The organism is Methylobacterium sp. M6A4_1b (genome assembly GCF_053345175.1).
Window position 1 is genome coordinate 1 of record NZ_JBKEZQ010000016.1, and the last position, 24,981, is coordinate 24,981.

Here is a 24,981-nt window from a genome sequence, read left to right on the forward strand (position 1 = left end):
CGAGACCCGGTCGAGCTGGGTCTCGAGGTCGGCGGTGAAGTCGTACTCGACGTAGCGCTTGAAGAAGCTCTCGAGGAAGCCGGTGACGAGGCGGCCCTTGTCCTCGGCCACGAGGCGCTTCTTGTCGATGCGCACGTATTCGCGGTCGCGCAGGGTCTGCAGCACGGCGGCGTAGGTGGAAGGGCGGCCGATGCCGAGCTCCTCCATGCGCTTGACGAGGCTCGCCTCGGAATAGCGCGGCGGCGGCTCGGTGAAGTGCTGGGTCGAGGCGATGCGCTCGCGCTTCAGGGGGTCGCCCGCCTTCATCGGCGGCAGGCGCCGGCCGTCCTCGTCCTCCTCGTCGTCCTTGCCCTCCTGGTAGAGGGTGAGGAAGCCGTCGAACTTCACCACCTGGCCGGTGGCGCGCAGCTCCAGCTTGCGCGGGCCGACCCCCGCGACGACGTCCACCGTCGTGCGCTCGAGCTCGGCCGATTCCATCTGGCTCGCCACCGTGCGGGTCCAGATCAGCTCGTAGAGCTTGGCCTGCTCGGCATCGACGGTGCGGGCCACCGCCTTCGGCAGCCGGCTCATGTCGGTGGGGCGCACGGCCTCGTGCGCTTCCTGCGCGTTCTTGGCCTTGACGCTGTACTTGCGGGGGCTCCCCGGCAGGTAGCGCTCGCCGTACTCCTTGGCCACGACCCGGCGCACGTCCTCGATGGCCTCCGGCGCCATGTCGACGCCGTCGGTCCGCATGTAGGTGATGAGGCCCACCGTCTCGCCGTCGATCTCCACGCCCTCGTAGAGCTTCTGGGCGGCGCGCATGGTCTGGGCCGGCGCCATGCCGAGCTTGCGGGAGGCTTCCTGCTGCAGGGTCGAGGTCGTGAAGGGGGGGGCGGGGTGGCGCTTGGCCGGCTTGGCCTCGACGCTGCCGACCTGGAAGGTGGCGAGTTCGAGGTCGCGCCTGAACGCCGCCGCCTCGTCGCCGCTGCCGACGTCGAGGCGCTGGATCTTCTTGCCGTCCGCGCCGGTGAGGCGGGCCTCGAAGCTGGCACCGGTCTCCGTGATCAGCGTCGCCACCAGCGACCAGTACTCGCGGGGCTTGAAGACCTCGATCTCGCGCTCGCGCTCGCAGACCAGGCGCAGCGCCACCGACTGCACGCGGCCGGCCGAGCGGGCGCCGGGCAGCTTGCGCCAGAGCACCGGCGAGAGGTTGAAGCCCACGAGGTAGTCGAGCGCCCGGCGGGCCAGATAGGCGTCGACCAGGGCCTGGTCGATCTGCCGGGGCTGGCGCATGGCGGTCTCCACCGCCGTCTTGGTGATCGCGTTGAAGGTCACGCGCTCCACCGGCATGCCCTTGAGGGCGCGCCGCGCGGTGAGCGCCTCGACCACGTGCCAGGAGATCGCCTCGCCCTCGCGATCCGGATCGGTGGCGAGGATCAGGCCGTCGGCCCCCTTGAGCGCCTTGACGATGTCGGAGACGCGCTTCGATCCGCGGTCGTCGAGCTCCCACAGCATGTGGAAGTCCGCCTCCGGATCGACGGAGCCGTCCTTGGCCGGAAGGTCACGGATATGGCCGAACGAGGCGAGAACCTCGTAGTCGCGGCCGAGGTACTTATTGATCGTCTTGGCCTTGGCCGGCGACTCGACGACGACGACTTTCATGTGCTGATACGAGCCTCTCGTCAGGGCCTGACCCGCGGCAACGACCGGTCGCAGATTGTGCGGGGGGCGTCGCCATCCGTCCGCAGAGGGGGTCGGCGCGGGGGAGAAGTGGGTCAAGCCCAGGGGGATGTCAAATGGCCCCCGCGGTCCGGACCGGTCTCACGCCCGCTTGGCGAAGGTCAGGGCCGCGTCGAGGGCGCCGTTCAGGGTGGTCACCAGCACGTCGGCGGAGAGGGTGCGGCGCAGGCGGTCGAGGGAGGCGGGATCGCGCTCGCGCCAGAAGCCGACCAGGACCCGGACGCCGGGAATCGCCCGGCGCGCCTGGCGCACGTTCAGGCGGATCTGCGACAGGCTGACGGGCTCCAGGTAGGAGAAGCAGACCAGGGCGATCCCCGAGAGGTCGTCCGGCGTCTCGCCCCGGCGCAGCTGCGCCATCGACATCACCTGCGCCCCGAGGCCGTGGCGGCCGAGGATCTGCCCGAGCATCAGGGTCGCCGCCTCGTCGAAGGGGCCGCGGCTCGAGACGCAGAGCACCGGCCGGGGCGCCCGCCAGCGGGCCGGCAGGTCGTCGGGGCGCAGGACCACCGCGGCGACCTGCCGGTCGGGTCCGATGGCCGCGATGGCCGCCGAGGTCTCCGAGTTGCCGGCCGAGACGGCGGACCCGCCCCTGCGGCCCACCGGCACGGTGCCGAGGCGGGCGACCACGGCGCGCAGGGCGGCGCCGACCTCGTCCTGGCGGGTTCGGTCGAGGGTGCCGCGCGAGAGGTCCTCCTGCGCCATCAGCAGGCCGGCGAGCACGACCTCGTCGTAATAGGTGACGAGGGCGCGGGCCTTCAGGAACATCCGGCCCTGGTCGATCGCCTCCTCGGGATCGCCCGCCAGCATGCGCTGGTAGAAGATCTCCGGCGGCGACAGGGCCGGGCGGTCGCCCAGGAGGACGTCGAGGTACCACAGGCGCTCGATGTGACGGCCCAGCACCACGAGGCAGACGGTGATGGGCGTCGCCAGCACGAGGCCGATCGGCCCCCACAGGAAGGCCCAGAGGGTGGCGGCCAGGATCACCGCGATGGGCGAGAGCCCGGTGGAATGGCCGTAGAGCAGCGGCTCGACCACGTGGCCGGCGATGGGCTCCACCACCACGAACAGGATCGCGGTGGCGATGACCATGCTCCAGCCCGGATCGACGGCGGCCGCCACGATGAGGGGCAGGAGGGCGCTGATCGCCGCGCCGATATAGGGCACGAAGCGCATGATCGCGGCCAGCACCCCGAACAGGATCGGGTTCGGCACGCCGATCCACCACAGGCCGAAGCCGATCACGATTCCGAAGGCGATGTTGAGGACGAGCTGGGCGAGGAAGAAGCGGCTGAGGCGGGCCACCGCGTCGTCGATGGCCGCCGTGGTCCGGCGGAGATCCCCGGAGCCCGCCAGCCGGATCGCCCGGTTCCGCAGGTCCTCCCGCTGCAGCAGGATGAAGATCGTGAAGATCAGGATCAGGCCCGTGGTGGCGAGGGGATGCAGGATCGGCCCGGCGACGGCGCCGAGGGTCCCGAGCAGCCCCGCCTTGGCCGAGGCGATCTGCACGTGGAGGGGATGGGCGGGGCTGCCCGCGCTGCCCTCGGGGGTGGCCGCGTTCGGGTCCGGCTGCAGCTCGGCGCCGAGGTCCTGCACCATGTCGACCATGCGGGAGAGGGTGCCGCTGCCGGCGGTCGCCTCCTTCAGGGAGGCGATCTTCTCGCGCATCGTCACCTGGTAGCGCGGCAGGTCCGAGGCGAGCTGCGCCGCCTCGTTGGCGATGAGGAGCGAGATTCCGAGCAGCGCCCCGAAGGCCGTGAGCACCACGGCGAGGACGGCCAGCGCCCGCGGCACCCGGATGCGGCGCAGGAGGCGCACCCCCGGCACGAGGACGAAGCTGAGCAGGATCGCCAGGGTCACCGGCACGAAGACGTCGCGGCCGAGATACAGGGCCGCCGCGATGGTGATCACGAGGAGGCAGGAGGCCAGGGTCGTGAAGACCGGCATCGCCTGCCGGAGGAGGCGGGCGGTGATGGGATCGTCGCTCATGGATGGGTGGGTCTCGTTGGGGTGAGCGACGCGGGTGCCCGGGCCTGGGGCGCCGGGAGGGGAAGGCGCGGACCGCCGGGGCGTCTCAGGCGACGGCGGGCGCCTGGGGTCCGACGGCGGCGTTGATCTGGGTCAGCAGCTTGGAGAAATCCACCGGCTTCGGGTGGTAGTCGTTGCAGCCGGCCTGGATCGCCTTGTCGCGATCGCCCGACATGGCGTGCGCGGTCAGCGCGATGATCGGGATGCCCTTGGTGTCGCTGCCGGATTTGAGCACCCGGGCCGCCGACCAGCCGTCGAGGATCGGCAGGTTCATGTCGAGGAGGATGACGTCGGGCCGCCCGGTGCGCGCCTGCTGCACGCCGGACTCGCCGTCATGGGCCAGGATCACGTCGTAGCCGCGCCGCTTCAGCCGGCGGGACAGGAAGTCCCAGATCTCCTCGTGATCTTCCACCAGCAGGATTTTCGCCATCGCCCCCATATCCTTCGTTCGTCGCCGGCCCCGATCGCGCCGGACCCATCGCAGCCCGGGCGGTCCGCACGGGACCCGAGGCCCCGACACGCGGTCTTCCGAGCACGCGGTCTTCCACGCACGCGGCCTCCCGAGCAAGACACGGGCTGGGACCGTGCTGTGAACGCACGATCGGCCCGAACGGTCCATGGCATCCCACGCGATCGAGCGACACAGGGGCGGAAGAGAAACAGGGCCGAAGAGAATGGGGGCGACGCCCGTGACGGCCCGGTCCGTCAGGGCGCGCGCGGCGGCGCGGGCAGGGGCGGATCGAGGCTGGTGTGAGGGCGGCTGTCGCTGAACCGGCCCTGGCTCCCGGGCAGGAGCCCGTTGTCCTGCATCCAGATCATCAGCATGGCGACCGCCAGCAGCGTCGCGAAGGAGGTGAGGCGGCCGATGTGGCGCCGCCGGACGACCATCAGCACCAGGGTCGCGAAGAGCAGGAGGAACAGGACGAGGAGCAGCATGCGGCCTTCGCGGGACGGGCAGATCCGACGCGGATGCCCGGCGCGGATCGCGAGGCCAACGGGGCGACGGCCGCTCCCGTTCCACCCGCCGGATCGATCCGGGGAGACCGGACCCTTCGGGGAACAAGGCCCGGCGCGGGCGCCTTCTCGTCGGGACGGCCGGTTCACGGCCACCGCTTCCCTCACCATCAAACCTGCCGCGCGCCGGATTCCGGCCCCGGGCGGGCGGAGATCCGCGATGAAGGCATTGTGCTGGCACGGCAAGGGCGACATCCGCTGCGACACCGTCCCCGATCCGCGGATCGAGGATGCGCGCGACGTCATCATCAAGGTGACGTCCTGCGCGATCTGCGGCTCCGACCTGCATCTGATGGACGGGCAGATGCCCACCATGGAATCGGGCGACGTGCTCGGCCATGAATTCATGGGGGAGGTGGTCGAGGTCGGGAGCGGCTTCACCAAGTTCCGCAAGGGCGACCGCATCGTCGTCCCCTTCAACATCAATTGCGGGGAATGCCGCCAGTGCCGCCTCGGCAATTTCTCCGTGTGCCAGCGCTCCAACCGCAACGCCGCGATGGCGGCCGCCCAGTTCGGCTACACCACCGCGGGCCTGTTCGGGTATTCGCACCTCACCGGCGGCTATGCGGGCGGTCAGGCCGAGTACGTCCGCGTGCCCATGGCGGACGTGGCTCCCATGAAGGTGCCGGACGGCATGGACGACGAGTCGGTCCTGTTCCTCACCGACATCCTGCCCACCGGCTGGCAGGGCGCCGAGCATTGCGAGATCAAGGGCGGCGAGATCATCGCGGTCTGGGGGGCCGGACCCGTCGGCCTGTTCGCGATCCAGTCGGCCAAGATCATGGGCGCCGAGCGCATCATCGCCATCGAGACCGTGCCGGAGCGCATCGCGCTGGCCTGGACATACGGCGCGACCGACGTCATCGACTTCATGAAGGAGGACGTCTTCGAGCGCATCAAGGAGATCAGCAAGGGCGAGGGCGCCGACGGCGTCATCGACTGCGTGGGCATGGAGGCCACCGCCGGCCACGGCATGGCCGGGATGCTCAGCACCCTGCAGGAGAAGCTGACCTCGACCGAGCGGCCCTACGTGCTCGCCGAGGCGATCAAGGCCGTGCGCCCCTGCGGCATCGTCTCGGTGCCGGGCGTCTATGGCGGCCCGGTGCCGGTCAACATGGGCTCGATCGTGCAGAAGGGCCTGACCCTGAAGAGCGGGCAGACCCACGTGAAGCGCTACCTCGAGACGCTGACGAGCCTGATCCAGCAAGGCAAGTTCGACATGACCTCGCTGATCACGCACCGTTCCGCCGACCTCGCCGACGGTCCCGACCTCTACAAGACTTTCCGCGACAAGAAGGACGGCTGCGTGAAGGTGGTCTTCCACCCGAACTGAGCCGGGAGCGCCAAGACGGAATCAGGATCTTGGAAGTCCGAACCCTGTCGCGCGTCGGATTTCGACGCGCGACCGGACAACAGCCAAGGATATCTTACGTCTCTCGCCGCGATGTGCATTGCGGGCCGGCCCCGGCATCCGCTAAAGCCGAACGATGTCAGACTTGGATTCCCTCCTCAACCGTCTCAAGGACGCTCAGAGGACCCTCATCACCGAAGCCGCGAAGATCGAGATGCTGCCGCCCGACAGCGTGCTGCGCCGCGTCGCCGACCTCGAGAACACCATCGCGGCCGTCGAGGCCCTGATCGAGGAGCAGGCCCATCGCCGCGGCCGCGCCACGGGCTAGAGCCGCGCCACGGGAGACGGCCGCCGCGCCGCTGGTGACTCCGGACGGCCGTTACCTCGTGGTCCGCGGCCGGCTCTGGCGCCGGACCCGGCCCGACCTCGCGCCGGCCCAGCGCGAAGCCCTCGTCGCCGCCCTGATGGACGCGCGCCGGGCCGTGAAGGCCGGCCGGGCGGCCGGAGACCCGGAGGCCGTCGCCGCGGCCCGTCGCGCCGTCGACGCGGCCAAGCGGGGCCTCGGCGAACGCGGCCCCGTCTGGTGGGAGGACGGCGCGCCCGATCTCAACCGGCACATGGCCCGGACCACGCCCTATGCCGCCTGGTTCGCGCAGGAGACGCTGCAGGAGGCCGATCGCGAGACCGGTGCGGCCGGATAGCGCGCCGGCTGGACCCGCGCGGCGATTTCGCCTATATCGGGCCTGCGGTTGATGACCGGTTCGTAATAACGTTTCAGGACCCGGAGGGCAGTACTCCGGCGCCTCCACCAGAAGCCCATTTGCCGATGCGAGTGGTCTTCTGATGGGGGCGAAATAGGATCGACTGGGCGGTAAAGGGATCGCGAGTTCGCTTTCACTCCGGTGAAGGACGATGCGACTGTCGGTAAGGACTCGACCGGTTCGACGCAGGCAACCCCTGTTTCGAGCATCTGGCCAAAACTCTAAATGCCAACGATAACGTTGTCATGGATGCCCGCCTCGCGGCGTAAGCATCTTGCGGTAGGGTAACCGTCGAAACAGAACCCGGAGCTTCGGCTCCGGGACCCACCCTTTCCTTATTACGCGCGGATCGTCGAGAGAGCGGGACCCGCTGGCCCGGGGCGCTTCTGCGCCCACGCTCCCAAGCGCCCCATCCATCCGATCCCGGCACACGAAAAACCCCGGCGCCGAAGGCACCGGGGTTGTCGTCCGTTCCGGACCGCCTGCGCGAGGCAGGCGGCCGCGCCTTCCGGCTCAGACCGGGGTGGTCGGGTAGGCGCGCACGCGATTGCGGCCCTCGACGGTGCCGCCCAGGGCGTTGCCCGGAATCGCATCCGGCGAGGTGGCGGCGGCGGCCTGCGGAGCGGTCCAGCCCTCGGCCCGCCAGTTCTGCGCGCGCTCGTCGACGTCGATCGAACCGTGCTCCTCGAGGATGTCCATCACCCGCGCGGCATGGGCCTGGTCGGCCCGGACCGTCACGAGGGTGCCGCCGCGGCGCACGCCCTCGCTGTAGGTATGGGCGTCGGACTCGCTGAGACCCGCGCCCGTGAGCCCGCCGGCGAGGCCGCCGGCCGCGGCCCCGATGCCCGCGCCCGTGAGCGTGGCCACGAGCCAGCCGGCCGCCACGACGGGGCCGACGCCCGGGATCGCCAGGAGGCCGAGGCCCGTCAGCAGGCCGGCGGCGCCGCCGAGGACCGTGCCCACGGTGGCACCCGCGCCGGCGCCGCTCGACGCCTTCTCGGGGGTGTCGCCATGGACCGCACCGGTCTGGCCGGGCGCATCGAGGTCGGTGGTGGTGCGCAGACGCCCGGCATGCCGGTCGCCCTCGTTGCTGCTGACGATGCTGATGTCGGAATGCGCCACGCCGGCGGCCTCCAGCTTGGAGACGGCCGCGCTGGCATCGGTGTAGTCGTCGTACAGGGCAGTGATGGTCTGCTGGGCCATGGGAAACTCCTGTGGGCGGGCGAGGGGGTGCAGGCGGGTTCGACGGGCGGGCTTACTGCGCCGCCACGTTGCCCTTGAAGTCGACGCCGACCTTGACCGGCTTGCCGTCGAGCACCGCTTCGCCGCGCCAGATGCCCTTGTCGTCCTTGGTCAGGCCCTTGACGTCCTTGTAGCCGGCCTCGGTGAGGCGGTGGTGGGTCTGGGCCTCGGTGAAGCTGTTGGCGCCTTCCTCGAGCTTGGCGTTGGACGCGGCCTTGGCGGTGGCGGGCTTGGTGGCGTCGGGCTTGTCGGTGTTGGGCCGGGTCACGGCCTCCTGGCCGCCGGAGGTGGCGCTCGACTTCGCGTCCGGGGCGGGCGTGCCGGTGACGGTGGTCTGGGCGAAGGCCGAACCCGCACCGAGGACCGTCAGGATGGCGAGGGTGGTCAGGGACCGTTTCACGGCGTTCTCCTTGGATAAATCTGCGACTGGCGGAAGTCCCTCTCAATCCCGCAGAACGCGAAAGCGTTCCAGGCCAGAGCCGACGAATTCACGTGCGAATGGCCACGCTGGAGCATTGTCATATTTGTTCCACCTTGGCCTGACACAGATCATCGAATGAAACGACAAGATCAGGTTCCGGCAAAGCATGGGATTTGATCGATGCATACGCTGTGCGTCGCGCTCCGACCCGGTCCGGAGCGCGGAAACACCTTCCCGCACCGCGCGGCATCCACGGATCGCGGCCGGACGTGCCGCCGCGGCCGCGCCGGGCGCCGCGCAGCCGGGACGGCCGTCCCGTCCGTGCGAAAAATCTGTCCGGCCAGGGTTGCCAGCGCAAAAGGGAGCCTCTAAACACCCGCTCACACCGGGGCGGCACCAACCCGCCCACCGGTCGCAGGCGCCCGTAGCTCAGCTGGATAGAGCACCAGACTACGAATCTGGGGGTCAGAGGTTCGAATCCTTTCGGGCGCGCCACTTCATTCCCTGAAATCTTCGCAGACCGTCCCCCGGGGGACCGGCCGCCGTCGCGCAGCCTCCGTTCGAGGGCGGCGACCGCAGCGGCGAAGCCCGGTCCGCAGAGGGCCGTCGTCGATCGTCCTGGCGATTCACGGCCGGCCCGGCGGCAGCGCAGGGCTCGGCGACCCGGATGCTGAGATCCCTATCCGCGCGGGGCACGCGTCCTGTAGGACACCGGCGAGGCCGGCGCGCCGGCGGGGTCGCCCGCGACCGGCACGCGCGAGGGGGGTCCGTCATGTCGCAGATCGGCGCCGTTCATCCGAGACTGTTCCGCGTGGCGGCCTGGCTGTGCGTCGGCGCGCTCGTCTGGCTCTCGTGGATCCCGCGGGACTGGGAGGCGCGGACGTCGCTGCCCGGCCAGTTCGAGCACGCCATCGCCTATTGCGGGACGGCCGGCCTGTTCGTCCTCGGCTACCACGGGCGGCCCTGGTGGCGCGTCGGCCTCCCCCTCGTCGCCCTGGGCGCCGTTCTGGAGGTGGGGCAATTCTGGATTCCCGGCCGGACCGCCCAGGTCATCGACTTCGCGGCGAGCGGATCGGGGGCAGTCCTCGGCGCCCTGGGCGGCACGATGCTGGCCCGCCTGCTGATCAGGACCCGGATCCTGGGGCGCTGACTCCCAGCGTCTCCGACCGGCACGTCTGCCTGACCGTGTCCGGTCAGGCCTTCCGATGGGAGACGGGCGAAGGCTCGGCGTTCCAGAGCAGGGACGTCGCGACGTAGGTCGCCTCGACCGCCACGAGCATCCAGGCGGCATCCGCCAGCACCGTCCCGAGGGACCGCTGCGCGAGCGCGCCCTCGAGCCCGATGGCCAGCGCCAGCACCAGGACGATGAGAAGAAGCCCGGGCAGGCGGACGGCTTGACTTGCGGCGGCACCGAGCGAAACGAAACAGATCAGGAGCATTTCCACACCAACATCAGCAGCAGTCAGACTACCTAGGTATAAAGAGGATACAAGAATAAATAAAAGGCAGTTTTGTGCTTCGCAACATTTGAGTTGCACTGCAAAAGCGCCCGTCCCGTCAGGCACAGCCGAACATCGGGAGCCCGGACCCAAGCGCCGGTCTTTCGAGCGATCCGCGGGACCGCAGGCGCGGGCCGCATCGCGCCGGGGCCGTCCCCCGGCACCGACCGCATCGGGTGAGCGCCCGGAACACTCCGCGCGGGGCCGCCCGGTTCGTGCCCCGGCACGGCCGACGCGCATGCGCGCACCCGAACCGTGCCGATCCCGCCGCCGATTCGCAGAGATCGAGCGCGCTCGGAAGAGACCTTGGAAGATACCTCAGAAGATACCTTTTGTTATAGCCGATCACCTGAAAGCTATAGGTCGGACGAAATACGCTTTTACAGAGATGCGTGCCTGTCTTAGAAAATTATCATTTGTTTTAATCAAATGATGGTACTCATGACATCTTGTTTCCAAATTTTGAACGACGGTAAATTCGTGTATCACTCCCTCGACAACTGGAGTGACGCATGTCTTTTCGATCTGACATCAACGGCCTGCGCGCCATTGCTGTCGCGGCGGTCGTGCTGTTCCATTTCCGATTTACATGGGCGAGCGGCGGCTTCGCCGGAGTCGACGTGTTCTTCGTCATCTCGGGTTACCTGATGACGAAGATCATCTGCTCGCGCCTCGCGAACGACACGTTCTCGATCTGGACGTTCTACAAGGATCGCGCCCGCCGGATCGTCCCGGCCCTGATCGGGCTCTGCGCGTTCGTCCTGATCTTCGGCTACCTCTTCGTGGAGCCGATCACCTACGCGCAGATCGGCAAGCATGCGCTCGCGGCCCTGACCTTCGTCTCGAACGTGGTGTTCTACCGGGAGTCCGGGTACTTCGACGCGCGCTCCGACACCAAGTGGCTCCTCCACACCTGGTCGCTCTCCGCCGAGTGGCAGTTCTACATGGTGTATCCGGTGATCCTGGTCCTGATCCGGATGGTCGAGCGGCTGCGCCGGTGGCAGGGGCCGATCCTGTGGGCCGGGTTCCTGCTCTCGCTGGCGACCTGCATCCTGGCGACGCCGATCCTACCCCAGGCGTCCTTCTTCCTGCTGCCGACGCGCGCCTGGGAGATGCTGGCCGGAGGCCTGGTCTTCCTCCATTTCGAGGGCCGGCAGATCGGCGCCGGGCGCGCCCGCGTCCTGGAACTCGCCGGGCTGGGCGCGATCGCGGTCGCGGTGCTGACCTTCGACGGCACCATGCCGTGGCCGTCCTACCGCGCTCTCCTGCCCGTCCTCGGCGCCTGTCTCGTCATCGCCGCACGGCGCCCCCACGCGCTCTGGTCCAGCAACCGGCCGGTCCAGACCGTGGGACGCTGGTCCTATGCCATCTACATCTGGCACTGGCCGATCGTGGTCGGGTTCGCCTATTTCGACCTGCCCCAGAACCGTCCGGCGATGCTGGCCCTCCTCGTCGGCCTCCTGGCCGGCTGGGCCGGCCTGTCCCGGATCGCGTCGCGCCACCGTCCGGCCGTCCGGCCGTCCGGGTGGACGACCGTCCGGCTCGGCGGGGCCGGCTTCGCGGCGACAGGCGTCCTGGCGGGCCTCGTGTTCCTCGGCCACGGCCTGCCCGCCCGCGTGCCGGGCGAGACCTCGCGGTTCGCGGAACTGGAGGCGGCGCGGAACGACGGCGATTATCCGCGCACTTGCGGAGGCCTCGACAATTTCGGTGCCCTGCGGCCCTGCCGGCTCGGCTCCGGCGACGGGCCGAAGGTCCTCGTCATCGGCGATTCCCACGCGGAGATGATGTATGCGCGGTTCGCCGATGAGGGCCACCGCATGCCGCGGGAGCGGCTGGAATTCATCACCGCGAACGGCTGCTCGCCGGTGCCGACGGTGGGCCGCACCACCAGCATCCGCTGCGACGTCTTCGCCGAGAAGGCGCTGGCCCAGGCCGAGACCGGGGGCTATGCGCGGGTCGTCCTGGCGTCGATCTGGACACCCTACTTCGTGCCCCCCATCCCCGGCACGATGCCCAGTGTCGACCGGACCTGCTTCGTCGTGGGCGAAAGATGTCTGACGGAAGCCGCCCCCGAAATCTTCGAGGAGCGGGTCGACGCGGCCTTCGCCAAGCTCGAGGAACGGCTCCGCGGGATCCGGCAGCGGGGCACCGAAATCGTCCTGGTCCTGCCGTTTCCGCGCATGAAGGACGACCTGACCATGGAGATCTCGAAGCGGATCTTCCGCGGCAGCAGCATCGCCGACCTGCACACCATCGACCGTGCCGGCTTCGAGTCCCGCAACGCCGCGATCGAGGCGCGGCTGCGCACGCTGGCGCGGCGGGTCGCGGCGAAGGTCGTCGATCCCGTCGCCTCCCTGTGCGGCCCCGAGACCTGTCCGGCGCTGGATGCACGGGGCTACCCGCTCTACCGCGATTCCAACCACTTCCGCGCCACCGCCATCCGCACGGACCGGTTCCGGTTCCTCGACGGCATCGCGGACCTCTGAGGAGCCCGGCCCGCATCCGGCCACAGATGCGCGGAAGCGAGGTCAGGCCCGCTTGGCGAAGGGCCGGAAGCGGAACGCCCGGAGCAGCGGCTGCTCGAGAACGAAATGGACGGCCAGGCCGAGAAGGTTCGCGAAGATCAGCACCAGAACGATCCGGGCGAAGGCCTGGTCGATCGACAGCGCCCCGACCAGCATGAAGCCCCAGCGGATCGCGAAGGTGTGCACCAGATAGGTCGAGAAGGACGCGTCACCGAGGAGGTTCAGGGTTCTGGCGACCGGGGTCTCGGGGGCTCTGTGGGGGATCAGGCAGACGAGGATCGCGAGGACGGCCGCGACGTGCACGCCCCATTTCGCGAAGACCGAGCGCGGCACCGAATCGTCCACCAGGATCGCGAGGCCACCGACGAAGCAGAGCAGGAACGCGGCGAGGAGGGCGAGGCCGAGGGCGGGCGAGGTCGCCGGCAGGCGGGCGGCGAGCGCGGGGCGGATCAGCCCGGCGAGGGCGCCTCCCAGGAAGGTCAGGATGATCGGATCGGTGCAGAACTCCAGCGTGGTCGACGCGGACCGCGTGTCGAGCAGCGACTTCTGGGACAGGCCGATTCCGAACAGCGCGAGAAACACCGCGCAGAGAACGACGATCCCCGTCCGCTTCGCGAACAGCAGGCTGAACGCGAAGATGAGGTAGAACAGCATCTCGTAGTTCAGCGTCCATCCCTGGGGCAGGACGGGCCGGACCTCCCCGAGGGAATTGGTCACGGGCAGGAAGAGGAACGACGCGAGGATCTCGTTCATCGGCGGCAGGGGGTGCTTCCGCACGATGGCGAACAGGAGCAGCGCGGTGATGAACCAGTAGAGGGGGATCAGGCGCTGGAAGCGTTTCCGGATGAACGTGGCCGGCGCCCCGCGCTGGCCGTACGTCGTCTGCGACGTCACCATCATCAGGCAGCCGCTGATCGCGAAGAAGGTTTCGACCCCGAGATCGCCGAACATCCACGCGATGCTCTTCAGATTGACGCCGTAGATCTCTTCCGTAGCAAAATACAGAAGGATATGATCCACGATCACGAACGACGCGACGAGGCACCGCAAGATCTGAATGGCGTATAGTGGCGCGTGTTTCGATGCCTGGATAGACCGAGCGCGCTCACGGTTGCCGAAATCTTGAATTGAAATCGGTATGTTGACCGATAAACTCAAATCCAGGCCCCCGACATCTTGCAAATCTTTTGCCGGCGCACCAGACGGCGTGACGCTCGATGTCCGGCATAAGCCCTGATCCGGGTCGGGGAAAGCCTCAATGTTAGCATTTGATAGCCCGATCGAGGCCATCGTGCCCGATCGTGCCGCAATCCCTTCGCCGGCGGGGCCGTGACGAAGGCGGGCCGGCGCGGTCACGCGGGGGCGTGGGTCCGGACGCCGGTGCCCAGGTCCTGCGGTTCAGGACGCCGCGGAGCCCTCCGGCTCCCGTGCGGCCGTCTTCGGTTCGTTGCGGGCGCGCGCGGCGCGCAGCTCCCGCTCGGCCATCAGCCAGAACTCGACCTCGAATCCCTCGGGGCGGTGGTTGCGCTCCCAGATCTCATGGGCGCGCTCGCGGATCCGCTCGAACGTGATCTCCTCATCGGACATCGTGCTTCCTGCTCCTTCTGTCTCGGTCACAGCACGCCGCGTCGACGCGGGGCCAACGCTCCAGCGCGGGTTTCGTCCCCGGAATCCTGCCGCCCGGCGGTTTTCCACAGGCGGCCGGCGCCGTTTGACCCCCGCCCCGGAAACCGCTTAGCTTGTCTTCGACGGTTCCTCTTTATCGAGGATCAAAAGGGAACGCGGTGAGGGTGCAGGCCCGAGGCCGCGGCTGCCCCCGCAACTGTGAGCGGCGAGCCCATCATCAACACGTCACTGGGTCCTCGGGCCTGGGAAGACGATGAGAGGGCGGTGACCCGCGAGCCAGGAGACCTGCCGTCAGTCGTGGTCACACGCGAAACGCGCTGGGCGGGGTGCCCCGGCGGGTGTCGGGGCGTTCGCGGATCGCGAACGGGTCGGCCTCGTTCGCGGTGACGTGCCACTTCGCGCGACCCGTCGCGTCAGCCGTCCCGTCGATGTCCGTGCTCGCCCGCGCACCCCGCTCCCGCATGCTCCCTCCGGCCGCCCCGCGCGGCCCGGACGCGGCTGCGCTGCGGACAAGGATGCTGGGAGCCCGGCCGCATGATTGTAATGTTATAACATTCGTTCTAGCGGAGACGGCAGGTCGGCCCCGACCGATGCCCGCGCCCATCCCTGGTTGTTCCATGCTCGTCGCCCCGATCCCATCCCGAACCGCGAACACGCGCGGGTTGCAAGGTCAGACCTTGCCCGCGCGACAGGTCCTGCGCCTGGCGGCCCTGCTCGGCGGCCTGATGCCGGTCTCCGCCGGGGCCGAGACCCGGGAGGCCCAGACCCGGGAGGTCCCGCCCGCCGTGACCCTGGAGACCCTGGAGGTCTCGGGGTCCGGGCGGGGCGGCCCGGCGCCCGCCGAGGGCCTCAACCTGCGCAGCCCCGGCCGCAGCGCCAGCCGTCTCGGCCTGACGCCCCTGGAAACCCCCGCCAGCGTCGACGTGATCGCGGGCGAGACCACCCGCCTGCGCGGCCAGAACACGGTCGCCGAGGCCGTCACCCAGAACGCCACCGGCATCACCACGGTGGCGTCGCCCGGCAACGGCAACGGCGCCTTCACGGCCCGGGGCTTCGCCGGCCCGAACTCGATCCAGCAGCTCTACGACGGCACCCGCCTGTTCGTGGGCGCCGGCACCGTGACCTTCCCGTTCGACACCTGGAACGTCGAGCGCATCGAGGTCCTGCGCGGCCCGGCCTCCGTGCTCTACGGCGACGGCGCCATCGGCGGCGTGGTCAACGTGGTGAGCAAGAAGCCGGTCTTCACGCCCCTCAACGAGGCCCGCGCCGCGGTCGGCTCGGACGGCCTCGCGCGCCTCGCCCTCGATTCCGGCGGGCCGATCGGCGAGGCCCTGGCCTACCGCCTCAACGTCAGCGGCAACCGCGCCGAGGGCTGGATCTCCCCGGACGGCAGCTTTCGCAACCTCGCGGTCTCGGGCGCCCTGACCCTGCAGGCGACCCCCGACCTCGCCGTCACCCTGAGCCACGATTTCGGCTACCAGGAGCCGGCCCGCTACTGGGGCACGCCGCTCGTCGACGGGCGCATCCGCGACGCCCTCCGGTTCAACAACTACAACGTCCGCGACGCGCAGATCCTCTGGACCGACAACTGGACCCAGTTGCGCACCGAATGGAGCCCGAGCGCCGACGTCACCATCCGCAACACCGCCTACCGGCTCCAGAGCCGGCGCCAGTGGCGGGACGTCGAGCAATACGCCTTCGATCGCGACACTGGGCGGATCGACCGCTCGGACTACATCGAGATCTACCACCAGCAAGAGCAGGTCGGGAACCGGCTCGACGCGACCGTCCGGGGCACGCTGTTCGGGTTCCGCAACGAATTCCTGGCCGGGTTCGACGTGAACCACATCGCCTTCCGGCACACCAACAACTTCGCCTCCGACGGCGGCGGGCTCGTCACGAGCGTCGACCCCTTCGCCTATGAGCCCGGGCTGTTTCCCGCCAACGGCCGCGCCGGCCCGGCCTACGCCACCAGCACGCGCCAGGCCTCGGTCTTCGCCGAGAACCGGCTGATCCTGTCCGACCAGCTCTCCCTGCTGGCGGGCGTGCGCTACGACGCGCCGGTGCTGCACCGGACCAAACTCGTCACCGGCGCGACCTTCGACCAGGATTTCCAGGCGCTGAGCTACCGCTTCGGCGCCGTCTACAACCCGACGCCGCTGCTGGCGCTCTACGCGCAATACGCCACCGCCACCGATCCCGTCGGCAGCCTGATCTCGCTCTCGCAGAGCCTGGCCAACTTCAAGCTCTCCACCGGCGAGCAGGTGGAGGTCGGCGCCAAGGGCGTGACCTGGGGCGGCCGGGCCGAGTGGACGCTGGCCGGCTACCGCATCGTCAAGGACAACCTGATCTCGGCCGTGCCGGGCCAGCCGACGCTGTCCACGCAGGTCGGCCGGCAATCCTCCGTCGGCGTCGAGGCGGCCCTGAGCCTGCACCTGTTCGAGGCCTGGCGCGTCGACGCCAATCTCGCTCTGCTCCACGCCCAGTACGACGCCTTCGACCAGGCGGTCGGCGGCGCGGTGGTGTCCTATGCCGGGCGCCAGCCCATCGACGTGCCGGAGCGCGTCGGCAACCTCTGGGTCAACTGGGCCTTCGCCCCGGCCTGGGAGGCGCGGATCGGCCTGCAGCACGTGGGCGAGACCTTCAGCGACTTCGGCAACCAGGCGCGGCGCCCGGCCTACACCCTGGTCAATGCCGGACTCGACCATCAGGTCACGCCGTCCTCGCGGCTGTCCCTGCGCGCCTACAACCTGTTCGACGCGGTCTACGCGATCAGCGGCAACGCCGTGAACGGGGTCGGCACCAACTGGCTGCTCGGGCGGCCGCGCTCCGTCGAGGTCGCCTACAGCGTGCGGTTCTGATGCGGCCGAAGGTCCTCAAGCGCTGGCTGATCCTCGGCCATCGCTGGCTCGGAATCGCCACGGGGCTGTTCCTCGCCGCCTGGGTGCTGTCGGGGCTGGTGATGCTCTACGTGGCGTTCCCGGCGCTCACCGAGGCCGAGCGCCTGTCCCGCCTCGCGCCCCTCGCCTTCGACCGGGTCCTCCTCGGCCCCGACGAGGCCCTGGCCCGGGCCGGGCTCGACCCGGCCCCGGGCGACCTCAGCCTGTCCATGCGGGCCGGGGCGCCGGTCTATCAGGTCGGCACCCGCGACGGCGCCCGGCACACGGTCTCGGCCGAGACCGGGCAGGCCCTCGGCCCCGTCGAGGCGCCGGCGGCCCTGGCCCCGTTCGGGCCGGGCGCCACCGTGCGGGCGGTGACCCGCGACCAGTGGACGGTGCGGGACCGCTACGACCCGCTGCGCCCCTTCCACGTGGTGGCGCTGGGGGACGCGGCCGGCACCGAGCTCTACGTCTCGGCCCGCACCGGCGCCGTCGTCCTCGACACCACCCGCCGGGAGCGCCTGTGGAACTGGCTCGGGGCGATCCCGCACTGGTTCTATCCCACCCCCCTGCGGGCGCGGGCCGATCTCTGGCGCGGCACCGTGCTGTGGGTCTCGGGTATCGCGACCGCCGGGGTGCTCAGCGGCCTGACCCTGGGGATCTGGCGCCTGCGCCTGCGCCGGCCCTACGCCTCCGGGGCGGTGACGCCCTATCGCGGCCTCGGCCGATGGCACCACTTGCTCGGCACCCTCGGGGGCGTCGGCCTCCTGACCTTCGTCGCCAGCGGCTGGCTCTCCATGAACCCGAACCACTGGTTCTCGCCCCGCACGCCCCCGGCGGCGCTGCGGGAGGCCTATGCCGGACCGCCCGCCCCGATCGCGCGCGCCGCCCTGGACGGAATCCCGCGCGCGGGAACCGTCGAGGTCCGCGTCACGCGGGTGGACGGCCGGCCCGTGCTGGTCGCCGCCGATGCGCGGGGCGGGCGGGTGGCGGCGCCGCCGCAACCCGAGGCGGCCCTTCGCGCGGCCGCCGCCCGCGCCCTGCCGGAGGCCCGCATCGCCGGGGCCGAGACGCTGACGGCCTACGATGCCTACTGGTATCCCCACCACGACACCCGGCCGCTGCCGGTCCTGCGCGTGCGCTTCGACGACCCGGCCGCGACCTGGCTCCACATCGATCCGGAGAGCGGCGCGCTCCTCGACCGCCTCGATGCCAGCGGCCGGCTCCAGCGCTGGCTGTTCGAGGCGCCGCACCGCCTGGACTTCGGAAACCTGTTCCAGGCCCGCCCGGCCTGGGACGCGGTGATGTGGCTCCTCAACGGCCTCGGCGCGGGCATCGCCCTCTCGGGCGTGGTGCTGGGCTGGCGGCGCCTGCGGCGCACGGCGCGGATGGGGTAGGGGGCCGCGCCCCCCCGGTCGGCGGACCCCGAGCGCGCGGAGGGCGCCTGGATCGCGGGCGACCGGGTGACCGCCGCCGGCCGCATCGGCGGCAACGGCGCCGTCACGGCCTTCCTGCACCGGCTCGGCCCCGGAGGCCCGCCCCGGAACGTCAGGGACGGCTGGATTTCGGCGGCCCGCCTTCGGGCGGTACATTCGCCGCAGGGACACCCGGGCGTGAGGGCCGAGCGATGAACCAGGCACCGATACCCGCTGTCGTCGCGGTCATCCCGTGCAACGATCTCGACGGCGCGGAAGCATGGTGGAGCCGGCTCGGGTTCTCACGGTCTTCCGATCGGACCTATGACGGATATCGCATCCTGTCGGACGACGCCGGGCTGCACGTCCACCTCACCGAGGCGGTCGCGGGATGGGTCGTGCCGGGCCGGAACCCGTTCGGCGTCTACGTCTACACGCCGAGGGTCGAGGCCTGCGCCGCGCTCATGGTCGATGCGATCATCGGGCCATCCCGCAGGCCCGAGCACAAGCCCTGGGGCATGTATGAGATCGCGCTGAACGGGCCGGACGATCTGCTGGTCCGGATGGGCTGGCCCAGCCATCTGCTTTCGCGGGACACCGTCGAGCAGCCGTGACGACCGGGTCGGGCGCGGAAAACCTCCGCCGCCGGTTGAGGGGACGGCGTCCGCCCCCCGCTCCGAACGGCCTCTCGCACGATCGAGCCGATCGGGTTTCGACTTCAAAGCGCCTTGTCGGGTGCGGGTGCACCGCGATCGGTCCAATCCGGCGGGAGTCCGATCCGACGACCGATATGTCCGACCAATCCGGGTGAGGCCCCGTAAGCGTCGCAAGCCACCGCGTCGGGACCCAGACCGAGCGCGCGCGACACTTCCTTGGAGCGCGGCAGCCGAGGCCATTCGGCGAAGGGACTTTCCCCTGTCACCAGAAGATTCGCGAAGTCTTCGCCGAAGACGCCGGCAAGGTCGTAGGCATCCCCGTCGGTCGAGACGCGCGGCTCACTCGTGATCACGTCCGCGCTGCGTCCCCAGATCATCGCGGCCGCCCGTCGCCCACGTTTGTCCTTCGCTTCCGCTTCGACCGACAAGCTGCCCAAACCGATCGGCAGCCGTGGTACGTACATGGGTATGCCCGGGAGCATGAGCGGAACGCCGACGGAAGCCACACGCGAAAGACCGGACGCGGCCGGATTTGTCGGCGTGGCGTGGGTCACGGTCGCGCTGACCGTGAGGTCCGCCGTGTGATCCGTCACGATTTCGAGGCGCTCCCCGAGGGCCCTGCACAGAGCCCGATCGGTCGCATTGGCGATCAGCGCTCGCTGACCGGGTCCCATGCCGATATCGCCGATGTCGGCCGCGAATCGCGTGGGGACGATGCGAACCGTTTGTGCGGCGAGGACCGTCTCCTTCTTCACGTCGATCATCGATTGCGTCAGCACGCCATCCGAGCGCACCAAGCCTTCGGAGCTGAGGGAGCTCGCTCCGCGCGGGGGCGCCGTCACGCAGCCGACCGACAGGAGGAGCGGCCCGACGATGCCGAGGATGCGCTTGAGCTTCAGGGGAATCCCACGGCCCGAAGCGGTCGATTGAGCGACGACCGGACGGGCGCGGCCGTTCGTCCCATCGCTTCCGTCTCGACCGCCCCGGAGGGCCGAACGCGGGGAACGCCTGCGAGCGGCGGGAGGCGGCGCGAAGGCCGTGGGCGCGATCCGGGGCGGCGATGCGAGGATGGCCCCCCACTTTTCGGTCCAGGCCGAAAGGGGCAGGCGGTCGGCGCGGTACACGAGGTCGAAGAACGCCAACGTCAGTTCGGCCGTCGCGGATTTGACCTGAGGATTGAGAACCACCCCACCCGTCAGCGGCCGGTCGGTGAACATGCCGTGCGACCCCCCCTCGAAGACCGTCATGAGCTTGTCGCGCGTCCCCACGGCTTCGTAGACGGCGTAGCGGTCGTCCGCACCGGAGCGATAATCCGGAATATTGATGTCATCGCCCGTGGACGTGACGTGCAGGGTCGGTATGGAAATGCCACCCAAGACAGACTTGAGATCCGTTTCCCCGTAGAAAGCGGGCGCCGAGATGGCGATGCCGGCCCGGATACGGGCATCCGGTGCGCGTATCGTTTTCCCATCCCGATGAACACGAGCACCGGCCAGGATCAGCACCGTGTTCGCTCCGTAAGAATGTCCTGCCGCGATGATTCGGCTGGTATCGATCGTCGCGCCGAAGCGGCTCTTCGACGGATCGAGGATGCGGTTGAGGGCAAAGCTCACATCGTGCGCGCGCTGGACGGCCTCCTGGATGCGAGCGGCATCGGTCAGGCGAGCGACGAGTTGAAATGGATCGCCGCGCCAGAGCGAGTCGTCGCTGCCGGTATGCTGCACGTGCAGGCTCGCATATCCATGCGCCGACCAGTATTCGCCGAGGTAGCGGTATCCGTTCCGCGAGCCCCCGAGACCATGCGAGAAGACGATCAGGGGAACCCGTCCCTGAGCCGTGGCCGGCCAGTACAATCGCGCGGGCACGGCGCGCGCCCGAAGGGTGTCCGTCCAAGCGAACTCGAAGACGCGACCGGTGGGCGGATCTGCTTGCGCCGACACGTCGGTCGGAAGGTTGGGGACGACCCCACCGACAGTGGCCGCCAGCAGAAGTGCGGCAAAGCGGCGGCGATCGAGATCTTCGCTGCCATCGGCGGCACTGTTCGGTAAATTGGGCATGATTCAGCTATCCCGAAGATGGATCATCGAGTTGTGGCGTTGTTACGAATTAGAAAACTGTATTTCTTGTTTTTCAGCAGACGCTATTTGTATGTCTTGCAAGATTAATTGAAAAGATTTAACCTGACAGACCTGAGATTAACGGCTGTATTCTGAAATTAATCCGACCATTAAGAAACGTTCTGCCGACAATAACCAATCACTGCTGACGATATCCATTCCGCAGATTGGGTTCCCGCGCCCACTCAGCTGAGCATGCGCCAGATCGCGTCGAATCCCGTCGCGCAATGCGTCTCGGCATTCGCCCGGTCCTTGATCATAAGCTCGACAGTCGCGTTGGAGACGGCCAGGACGAGAGCCGTCACGAAAGCCATCGACGTGTGACTCATGGGGCCGTTCCGGTGTGTTCGTTCCAACATACGGGTGATGCCCGCCATGGCTCTTTGCCCGATTTCCAGACTCTGCGGTGTGATCTCGTTGGAGACCGTGAGATGCATGAGCGCCCTGTGCTTCTCAGGAGATGATGCGGCCCAGCGCAATCGTTGTGACCATAGCTGTCGCATTTGCTCCTTGGGATCGTCTTTCGCACCCAAGTCTTGGAAAGAAATCGCCGCCATCTCTTCCTTCAGATCTACATAAACTTGATTAAGAAGATCTGATTTTGTGGTGAAGTATGTAAACAAAGACCCGTTTGAGATTTTTGCTTCTTTCGCGATCGCTGCCGTCGAGGCTTCGAGGCCATGAGCAGCAATCACACGGATCGCAGCGGAAACGATCGCGCTTCGCCGATCCTCGTTTTTTGGTCTCGCCATGGCCCTGTCCATTCAAGGTAGCACGATAAAGAAGAGCGTCTAGTCAGTCATTTTAATAGAGGCCGTATCGTGTGCGTTCAAGCACATCGGACCGTCGATCCACCCGGGACGGTCCAAGTGCAAGCGCTCCCGGTGTTATTCTTCCGGGGGCCATGACGATCGGCCGTCCGGACGGGGCCTGAACGTCGGCTTCCTGTCCGCTCCACCCCTTCGGCAGACATCCGTTTCGAAGGTTTCCGTCGCGCGAACGCGATGGCCCCCTTCCTGGCGCTCTTGCCGACGCTGCGGGGGGCTGCCGGTCACGGGGGGACGAACGACCGCTTTCGGAGGCGGCGTCGATCGGCGTCCACGCCATGCTTCGGTCGGCCGCCGCCTCAGGTTGCCGGGTCCGCTTCGTCGGCGCCGGACCACCCGAGCGGCATGCGATCCGATCGCATCCTGTCCTGCCGCAGCGGGAATGTCGCGGCCTTCGATGGACCGGACACGCCCCGACCCGCCCGGGATCGGGTCGGCCTGCGCCGCGATCCGATGCGGGCGCCGAGCCCCCGCCCACGGGCTTCGGCCCCTGTTCCCCGACGGTGCGTTTCGAGCCGTGTTCCGGAGAGCCGGCTCAGTCGGACCCGTGGATCTCGGTGTCGCGGCACAGGGCGACCGCCTCGGCCATCGCCGCGCGGCCCTGGCGCAGGGCGGCCTCCGCATCGGGCAGGGAGTAGGGGGCGCTCCGCACCGCCTGGTCCGCCTCCCGGACGGTCCAGCGGTACCGGGTGGCGTCCTCGGGGCAGCACTCAACGTCCAGGGTGAGGGGACCCATCGCTTCGCGTGGCATCGTGACCTCCTGCGGTGACGGGTTCGAGGATTTCGGCGGAGGGCGGACAATCGGGGAAGTCCATCCAGTCCGTGAAGGCCTCGGCCGGGTAGCTGTGCTGGCAGGAGGCGACGTGCCACGGCTTGGGATCGCCGAGGCTCGCCGGGTCCCAGCGGATCACCGCGCGCCGGTCCGGATCGGACCGGTGGATCGCGATGATCCAGCGTCCGTCATGCGGGGCCCGATCCATCGCCCTCCAGGTACGCATCCCGCCCTCCCGCTCCCAGTCGACAGGAACGCGCGAACCCGCCGAACCGTTCGGCCCGGCGCGGAGCGCGTTCAGAGGACCGGCATCGCCCCGGCCACGGTGACGAGGGCGCCGGAGGTGTAGCTGCTCTCGGCCGAGGCCAGCATCACGTAGGCGGAGGCGAGCTCCGCAGGCTGGCCCGGTCGCCCGAACGGGACCTGGCTGCCGAAGGACTTCACCGAATCCTCGCTCATCCCCGAGGGGATGAAGGGCGTCCAGATCGGTCCCGGCAGCACGCCGTTCACCCGGATGCCCTTCTCCGCCAGCAGCTGCGCCAGGCTCAGGACCATGTTGCTGAGCGCCCCCTTGGTGGCGCTGTAGGCCATCAGCGAGGGCATCGGGTGCTTGGAATTCACCGAGGAGGTGAAGATCACCGAGGCGCCGGGCTTCAGGTGGGGCAGGGCGGCCTTGGTCACGTAGAACGGCCCGAACACGTTGGTGCGGAAATGGTCCTCGAAGACCGCATCCTCGATGGCGTCGAGCCCCTGGTTCGGCTGCTGGAAGGCGCCGTTGTTCACGAGCACGTCGAGGCGGCCGAACGCGGCGATGGTGCGCTCCACCAACGCGCGGCCATGGGCCGGGTCCTTCAGGTCGCCCGGCAGCAGGAGGGCACGCCGGCCGGCCTTCTCGACCCAGCCGGCCACGCCCTCCGCATCCGCCTGCTCCTCGGGCAGGTAGGCGATCGCCACGTCGGCCCCCTCGCGGGCGAAGGCGATGGCCACCGCCCGGCCGATGCCGGAATCGCCGCCGGTGATCAGCGCGGCCTGGCCCGTCAGCTTGCCCGAGCCGCGGTAGCTTTCCTCGCCGTGATCCGGCTCGGGCACCATCTTGCCGGTCTTGCCGGGGAAGCTCTGCGGCTGGCCCTCGAAGGGCGGCCGGGGATGGGTCGTCAGGGGGTTGTCGGTCACGCGGCGTCTCCATTGGAACGCCGCGTCAACCGGAGGCCGCGTCGCCGCGTTCCCGGAGCGCGATGCCGCGCGACCTCGACACGATCACGCTGGTATACCGCGCGCCGCGAGGCCGGCGACGGCGTCCCGCCCGAGCGCGGCCCGGTGGTCGACCGCCTCGGCCGCGAGCCCGATCAGCGCCCCGGCGGTCACGTCCACCGGGAAATGCGCACCGCGAAGGACCTGGACCGCCACGACCCCGAGGGCCGCCGCGGTCGCGACGCCCCGGACCTCGGGATAGGCCCGGCCGGCGGCCGTCGCCACGGCGACGCTCAGGGCCGAGTGTCCCGACGGAAACGACTGCCACGGCCCGACATTCGGCCCGAACCAGCCCTTCTCGTAAAAACCCTGGTCCATCAGAACGTTGGGCCGGGTCCGATGCACGACCCGCTTCACCGTCGTCTTGGTGGCCGCCGCCAGGATGCCGGCCACGAGCATGTGCCGCCCGGCCTCGGCGAGACGCGGGTCCCGCTTCAGCAAACCGAGCGCCAGGGTGCCGGTGGAGAGGGCGAGCAGCCATTTCCAGCCACCCGCCTCGCTCGCCGCCGCCAGCGCCCGCATCCGGCGGGTGTCCTTGGCCCGGGCGAGCGACAGGCCGACACGGATGTCCGCAGCCTCGAAGCGTCGGGCCATCCCGACCGATCCATCGCGCATCAAACCGTCCGCCGTCCCCGGGAAGCCCGGCCGTAAACGCGGACCTTGGCAGATCGTTCGCAGCGCCCCGCACCGGTCTCCCGACGGCGATGGTCCATTCGCCGTCGAGGCAGGCGAGGTCCGGCACCGTCGGCGCGGATCCTGCGCACGATCCGGGCGAATCTGCAGGATTCCCACGGCGCCGGCCATGATCCCGTCACCTTCGCATCGGATGGCGAGGCATCACGTGACAAGCGCTTGCCGTCCTGCGGACGAGGGCGGGTCGC

The 24,981-nt window shown here is 69.3% G+C and carries 22 protein-coding genes, 1 tRNA gene, 1 other RNA gene and 1 riboswitch; of the genes, 10 read left to right on the top strand and 14 right to left on the bottom strand.

Annotated features, from left to right (window positions below; genetic code table 11):
* The 4 genes from topA to ACLBWX_RS15725 all read right to left on the bottom strand — a co-directional run.
* Positions 1 to 1,641, bottom strand: a 1,641-nt coding sequence (gene topA / locus ACLBWX_RS15710) for a type I DNA topoisomerase (RefSeq protein ID WP_447677961.1), incomplete at its 3' end; no start/stop codon positions are given.
* Between the two features lie 159 nt (positions 1,642 to 1,800).
* On the bottom strand, positions 1,801 to 3,705 hold the full coding sequence (locus ACLBWX_RS15715; RefSeq protein ID WP_447677962.1) for an AI-2E family transporter: 1,905 nt from the start codon (positions 3,703 to 3,705) through the stop codon (positions 1,801 to 1,803).
* Between the two features lie 85 nt (positions 3,706 to 3,790).
* The gene (locus ACLBWX_RS15720) at positions 3,791 to 4,174 is read right to left on the bottom strand and encodes a response regulator (RefSeq protein ID WP_056469573.1); all 384 of its coding nucleotides are present in this window, start codon (positions 4,172 to 4,174) and stop codon (positions 3,791 to 3,793) included.
* 275 nt (positions 4,175 to 4,449) lie between these two features.
* Positions 4,450 to 4,680: a hypothetical protein gene (locus ACLBWX_RS15725; protein WP_447677963.1), complete on the bottom strand. Its 231-nt coding sequence runs from the start codon at positions 4,678 to 4,680 to the stop codon at positions 4,450 to 4,452.
* 238 nt (positions 4,681 to 4,918) lie between these two features.
* Between ACLBWX_RS15725 and ACLBWX_RS15730 the strand changes: the two genes are divergently transcribed.
* From ACLBWX_RS15730 to ssrA, 4 genes are all read left to right on the top strand, one after another.
* Positions 4,919 to 6,091 (top strand): zinc-dependent alcohol dehydrogenase, encoded by a 1,173-nt coding sequence (locus ACLBWX_RS15730; protein WP_447677964.1) that lies wholly within the window; start codon positions 4,919 to 4,921, stop codon positions 6,089 to 6,091.
* 163 nt (positions 6,092 to 6,254) lie between these two features.
* On the top strand, positions 6,255 to 6,437 hold the full coding sequence (locus ACLBWX_RS15735; RefSeq protein ID WP_447677965.1) for a hypothetical protein: 183 nt from the start codon (positions 6,255 to 6,257) through the stop codon (positions 6,435 to 6,437).
* Between the two features lie 31 nt (positions 6,438 to 6,468).
* Positions 6,469 to 6,810 (top strand): hypothetical protein, encoded by a 342-nt coding sequence (locus ACLBWX_RS15740; RefSeq protein WP_447678032.1) that lies wholly within the window; start codon positions 6,469 to 6,471, stop codon positions 6,808 to 6,810.
* A 5-nt stretch (positions 6,811 to 6,815) separates the two neighbouring features.
* Positions 6,816 to 7,181: a transfer-messenger RNA gene (ssrA, locus tag ACLBWX_RS15745) on the top strand.
* Between the two features lie 202 nt (positions 7,182 to 7,383).
* Here ssrA and ACLBWX_RS15750 read toward each other — a convergent pair.
* On the bottom strand, positions 7,384 to 8,073 hold the full coding sequence (locus ACLBWX_RS15750; RefSeq protein WP_447677966.1) for a hypothetical protein: 690 nt from the start codon (positions 8,071 to 8,073) through the stop codon (positions 7,384 to 7,386).
* A 52-nt stretch (positions 8,074 to 8,125) separates the two neighbouring features.
* A complete protein-coding gene (locus tag ACLBWX_RS15755; RefSeq protein WP_447677967.1) occupies positions 8,126 to 8,512 on the bottom strand; it encodes a hypothetical protein in 387 nt (128 codons plus the stop codon).
* A 439-nt stretch (positions 8,513 to 8,951) separates the two neighbouring features.
* Between ACLBWX_RS15755 and ACLBWX_RS15760 the strand changes: the two genes are divergently transcribed.
* Positions 8,952 to 9,028: transfer RNA gene (locus ACLBWX_RS15760), tRNA-Arg, on the top strand.
* Between the two features lie 277 nt (positions 9,029 to 9,305).
* Positions 9,306 to 9,683 (top strand): hypothetical protein, encoded by a 378-nt coding sequence (locus ACLBWX_RS15765; RefSeq protein ID WP_447677968.1) that lies wholly within the window; start codon positions 9,306 to 9,308, stop codon positions 9,681 to 9,683.
* 43 nt (positions 9,684 to 9,726) lie between these two features.
* Here the strand turns inward: ACLBWX_RS15765 and ACLBWX_RS15770 are convergent, their stop codons facing one another.
* The gene (locus ACLBWX_RS15770; protein WP_447677969.1) at positions 9,727 to 9,972 is read right to left on the bottom strand and encodes a hypothetical protein; all 246 of its coding nucleotides are present in this window, start codon (positions 9,970 to 9,972) and stop codon (positions 9,727 to 9,729) included.
* A gap of 572 nt (positions 9,973 to 10,544) precedes the next feature.
* Here ACLBWX_RS15770 and ACLBWX_RS15775 point away from each other — a divergent pair.
* Positions 10,545 to 12,518, top strand: coding sequence for an acyltransferase family protein (locus tag ACLBWX_RS15775; protein WP_447677970.1), 1,974 nt, complete (start codon positions 10,545 to 10,547; stop codon positions 12,516 to 12,518).
* Positions 12,519 to 12,560: 42 nt separating this feature from the next.
* On the opposite strand, the gene ACLBWX_RS15780 is transcribed toward ACLBWX_RS15775, so the two are convergent.
* Positions 12,561 to 13,913: an acyltransferase family protein gene (locus tag ACLBWX_RS15780; protein WP_447677971.1), complete on the bottom strand. Its 1,353-nt coding sequence runs from the start codon at positions 13,911 to 13,913 to the stop codon at positions 12,561 to 12,563.
* 42 nt (positions 13,914 to 13,955) lie between these two features.
* Positions 13,956 to 14,144, bottom strand: a complete 189-nt coding sequence (locus tag ACLBWX_RS15785) for a DUF2934 domain-containing protein (RefSeq protein WP_447677972.1) — start codon at positions 14,142 to 14,144, stop codon at positions 13,956 to 13,958.
* Between the two features lie 145 nt (positions 14,145 to 14,289).
* Positions 14,290 to 14,490: riboswitch (cobalamin riboswitch) on the top strand.
* 418 nt (positions 14,491 to 14,908) lie between these two features.
* Here ACLBWX_RS15785 and ACLBWX_RS15790 point away from each other — a divergent pair.
* The 3 genes from ACLBWX_RS15790 (at position 14,909) to ACLBWX_RS15800 (ending at position 19,091) form a co-directional block, all read left to right on the top strand.
* Positions 14,909 to 17,044, top strand: coding sequence for a TonB-dependent receptor (locus ACLBWX_RS15790; protein ID WP_447678033.1), 2,136 nt, complete (start codon positions 14,909 to 14,911; stop codon positions 17,042 to 17,044).
* Positions 17,044 to 18,459, top strand: coding sequence for a PepSY domain-containing protein (locus tag ACLBWX_RS15795; RefSeq protein WP_447677973.1), 1,416 nt, complete (start codon positions 17,044 to 17,046; stop codon positions 18,457 to 18,459). The genes ACLBWX_RS15790 and ACLBWX_RS15795 overlap by 1 nt, the downstream gene beginning before the upstream one ends.
* A gap of 230 nt (positions 18,460 to 18,689) precedes the next feature.
* Positions 18,690 to 19,091 carry a glyoxalase gene (locus ACLBWX_RS15800; RefSeq protein ID WP_447677974.1) on the top strand — a complete coding sequence of 134 codons (402 nt, stop codon included), beginning with the start codon at positions 18,690 to 18,692 and terminating at the stop codon, positions 19,089 to 19,091.
* A gap of 104 nt (positions 19,092 to 19,195) precedes the next feature.
* Here the strand turns inward: ACLBWX_RS15800 and ACLBWX_RS15805 are convergent, their stop codons facing one another.
* From ACLBWX_RS15805 to ACLBWX_RS15825, 5 genes are all read right to left on the bottom strand, one after another.
* On the bottom strand, positions 19,196 to 21,190 hold the full coding sequence (locus tag ACLBWX_RS15805; RefSeq protein ID WP_447677975.1) for a DUF3313 family protein: 1,995 nt from the start codon (positions 21,188 to 21,190) through the stop codon (positions 19,196 to 19,198).
* A gap of 245 nt (positions 21,191 to 21,435) precedes the next feature.
* The gene (locus ACLBWX_RS15810) at positions 21,436 to 22,002 is read right to left on the bottom strand and encodes a TetR/AcrR family transcriptional regulator (RefSeq protein WP_447677976.1); all 567 of its coding nucleotides are present in this window, start codon (positions 22,000 to 22,002) and stop codon (positions 21,436 to 21,438) included.
* 610 nt (positions 22,003 to 22,612) lie between these two features.
* Positions 22,613 to 22,828 (bottom strand): hypothetical protein, encoded by a 216-nt coding sequence (locus ACLBWX_RS15815; protein ID WP_447677977.1) that lies wholly within the window; start codon positions 22,826 to 22,828, stop codon positions 22,613 to 22,615.
* 318 nt (positions 22,829 to 23,146) lie between these two features.
* The gene (locus ACLBWX_RS15820) at positions 23,147 to 24,022 is read right to left on the bottom strand and encodes an SDR family oxidoreductase (protein ID WP_447677978.1); all 876 of its coding nucleotides are present in this window, start codon (positions 24,020 to 24,022) and stop codon (positions 23,147 to 23,149) included.
* Between the two features lie 84 nt (positions 24,023 to 24,106).
* The gene (locus ACLBWX_RS15825) at positions 24,107 to 24,694 is read right to left on the bottom strand and encodes a phosphatase PAP2 family protein (RefSeq protein ID WP_447677979.1); all 588 of its coding nucleotides are present in this window, start codon (positions 24,692 to 24,694) and stop codon (positions 24,107 to 24,109) included.
* Positions 24,695 to 24,981 lie beyond the last annotated feature (287 nt).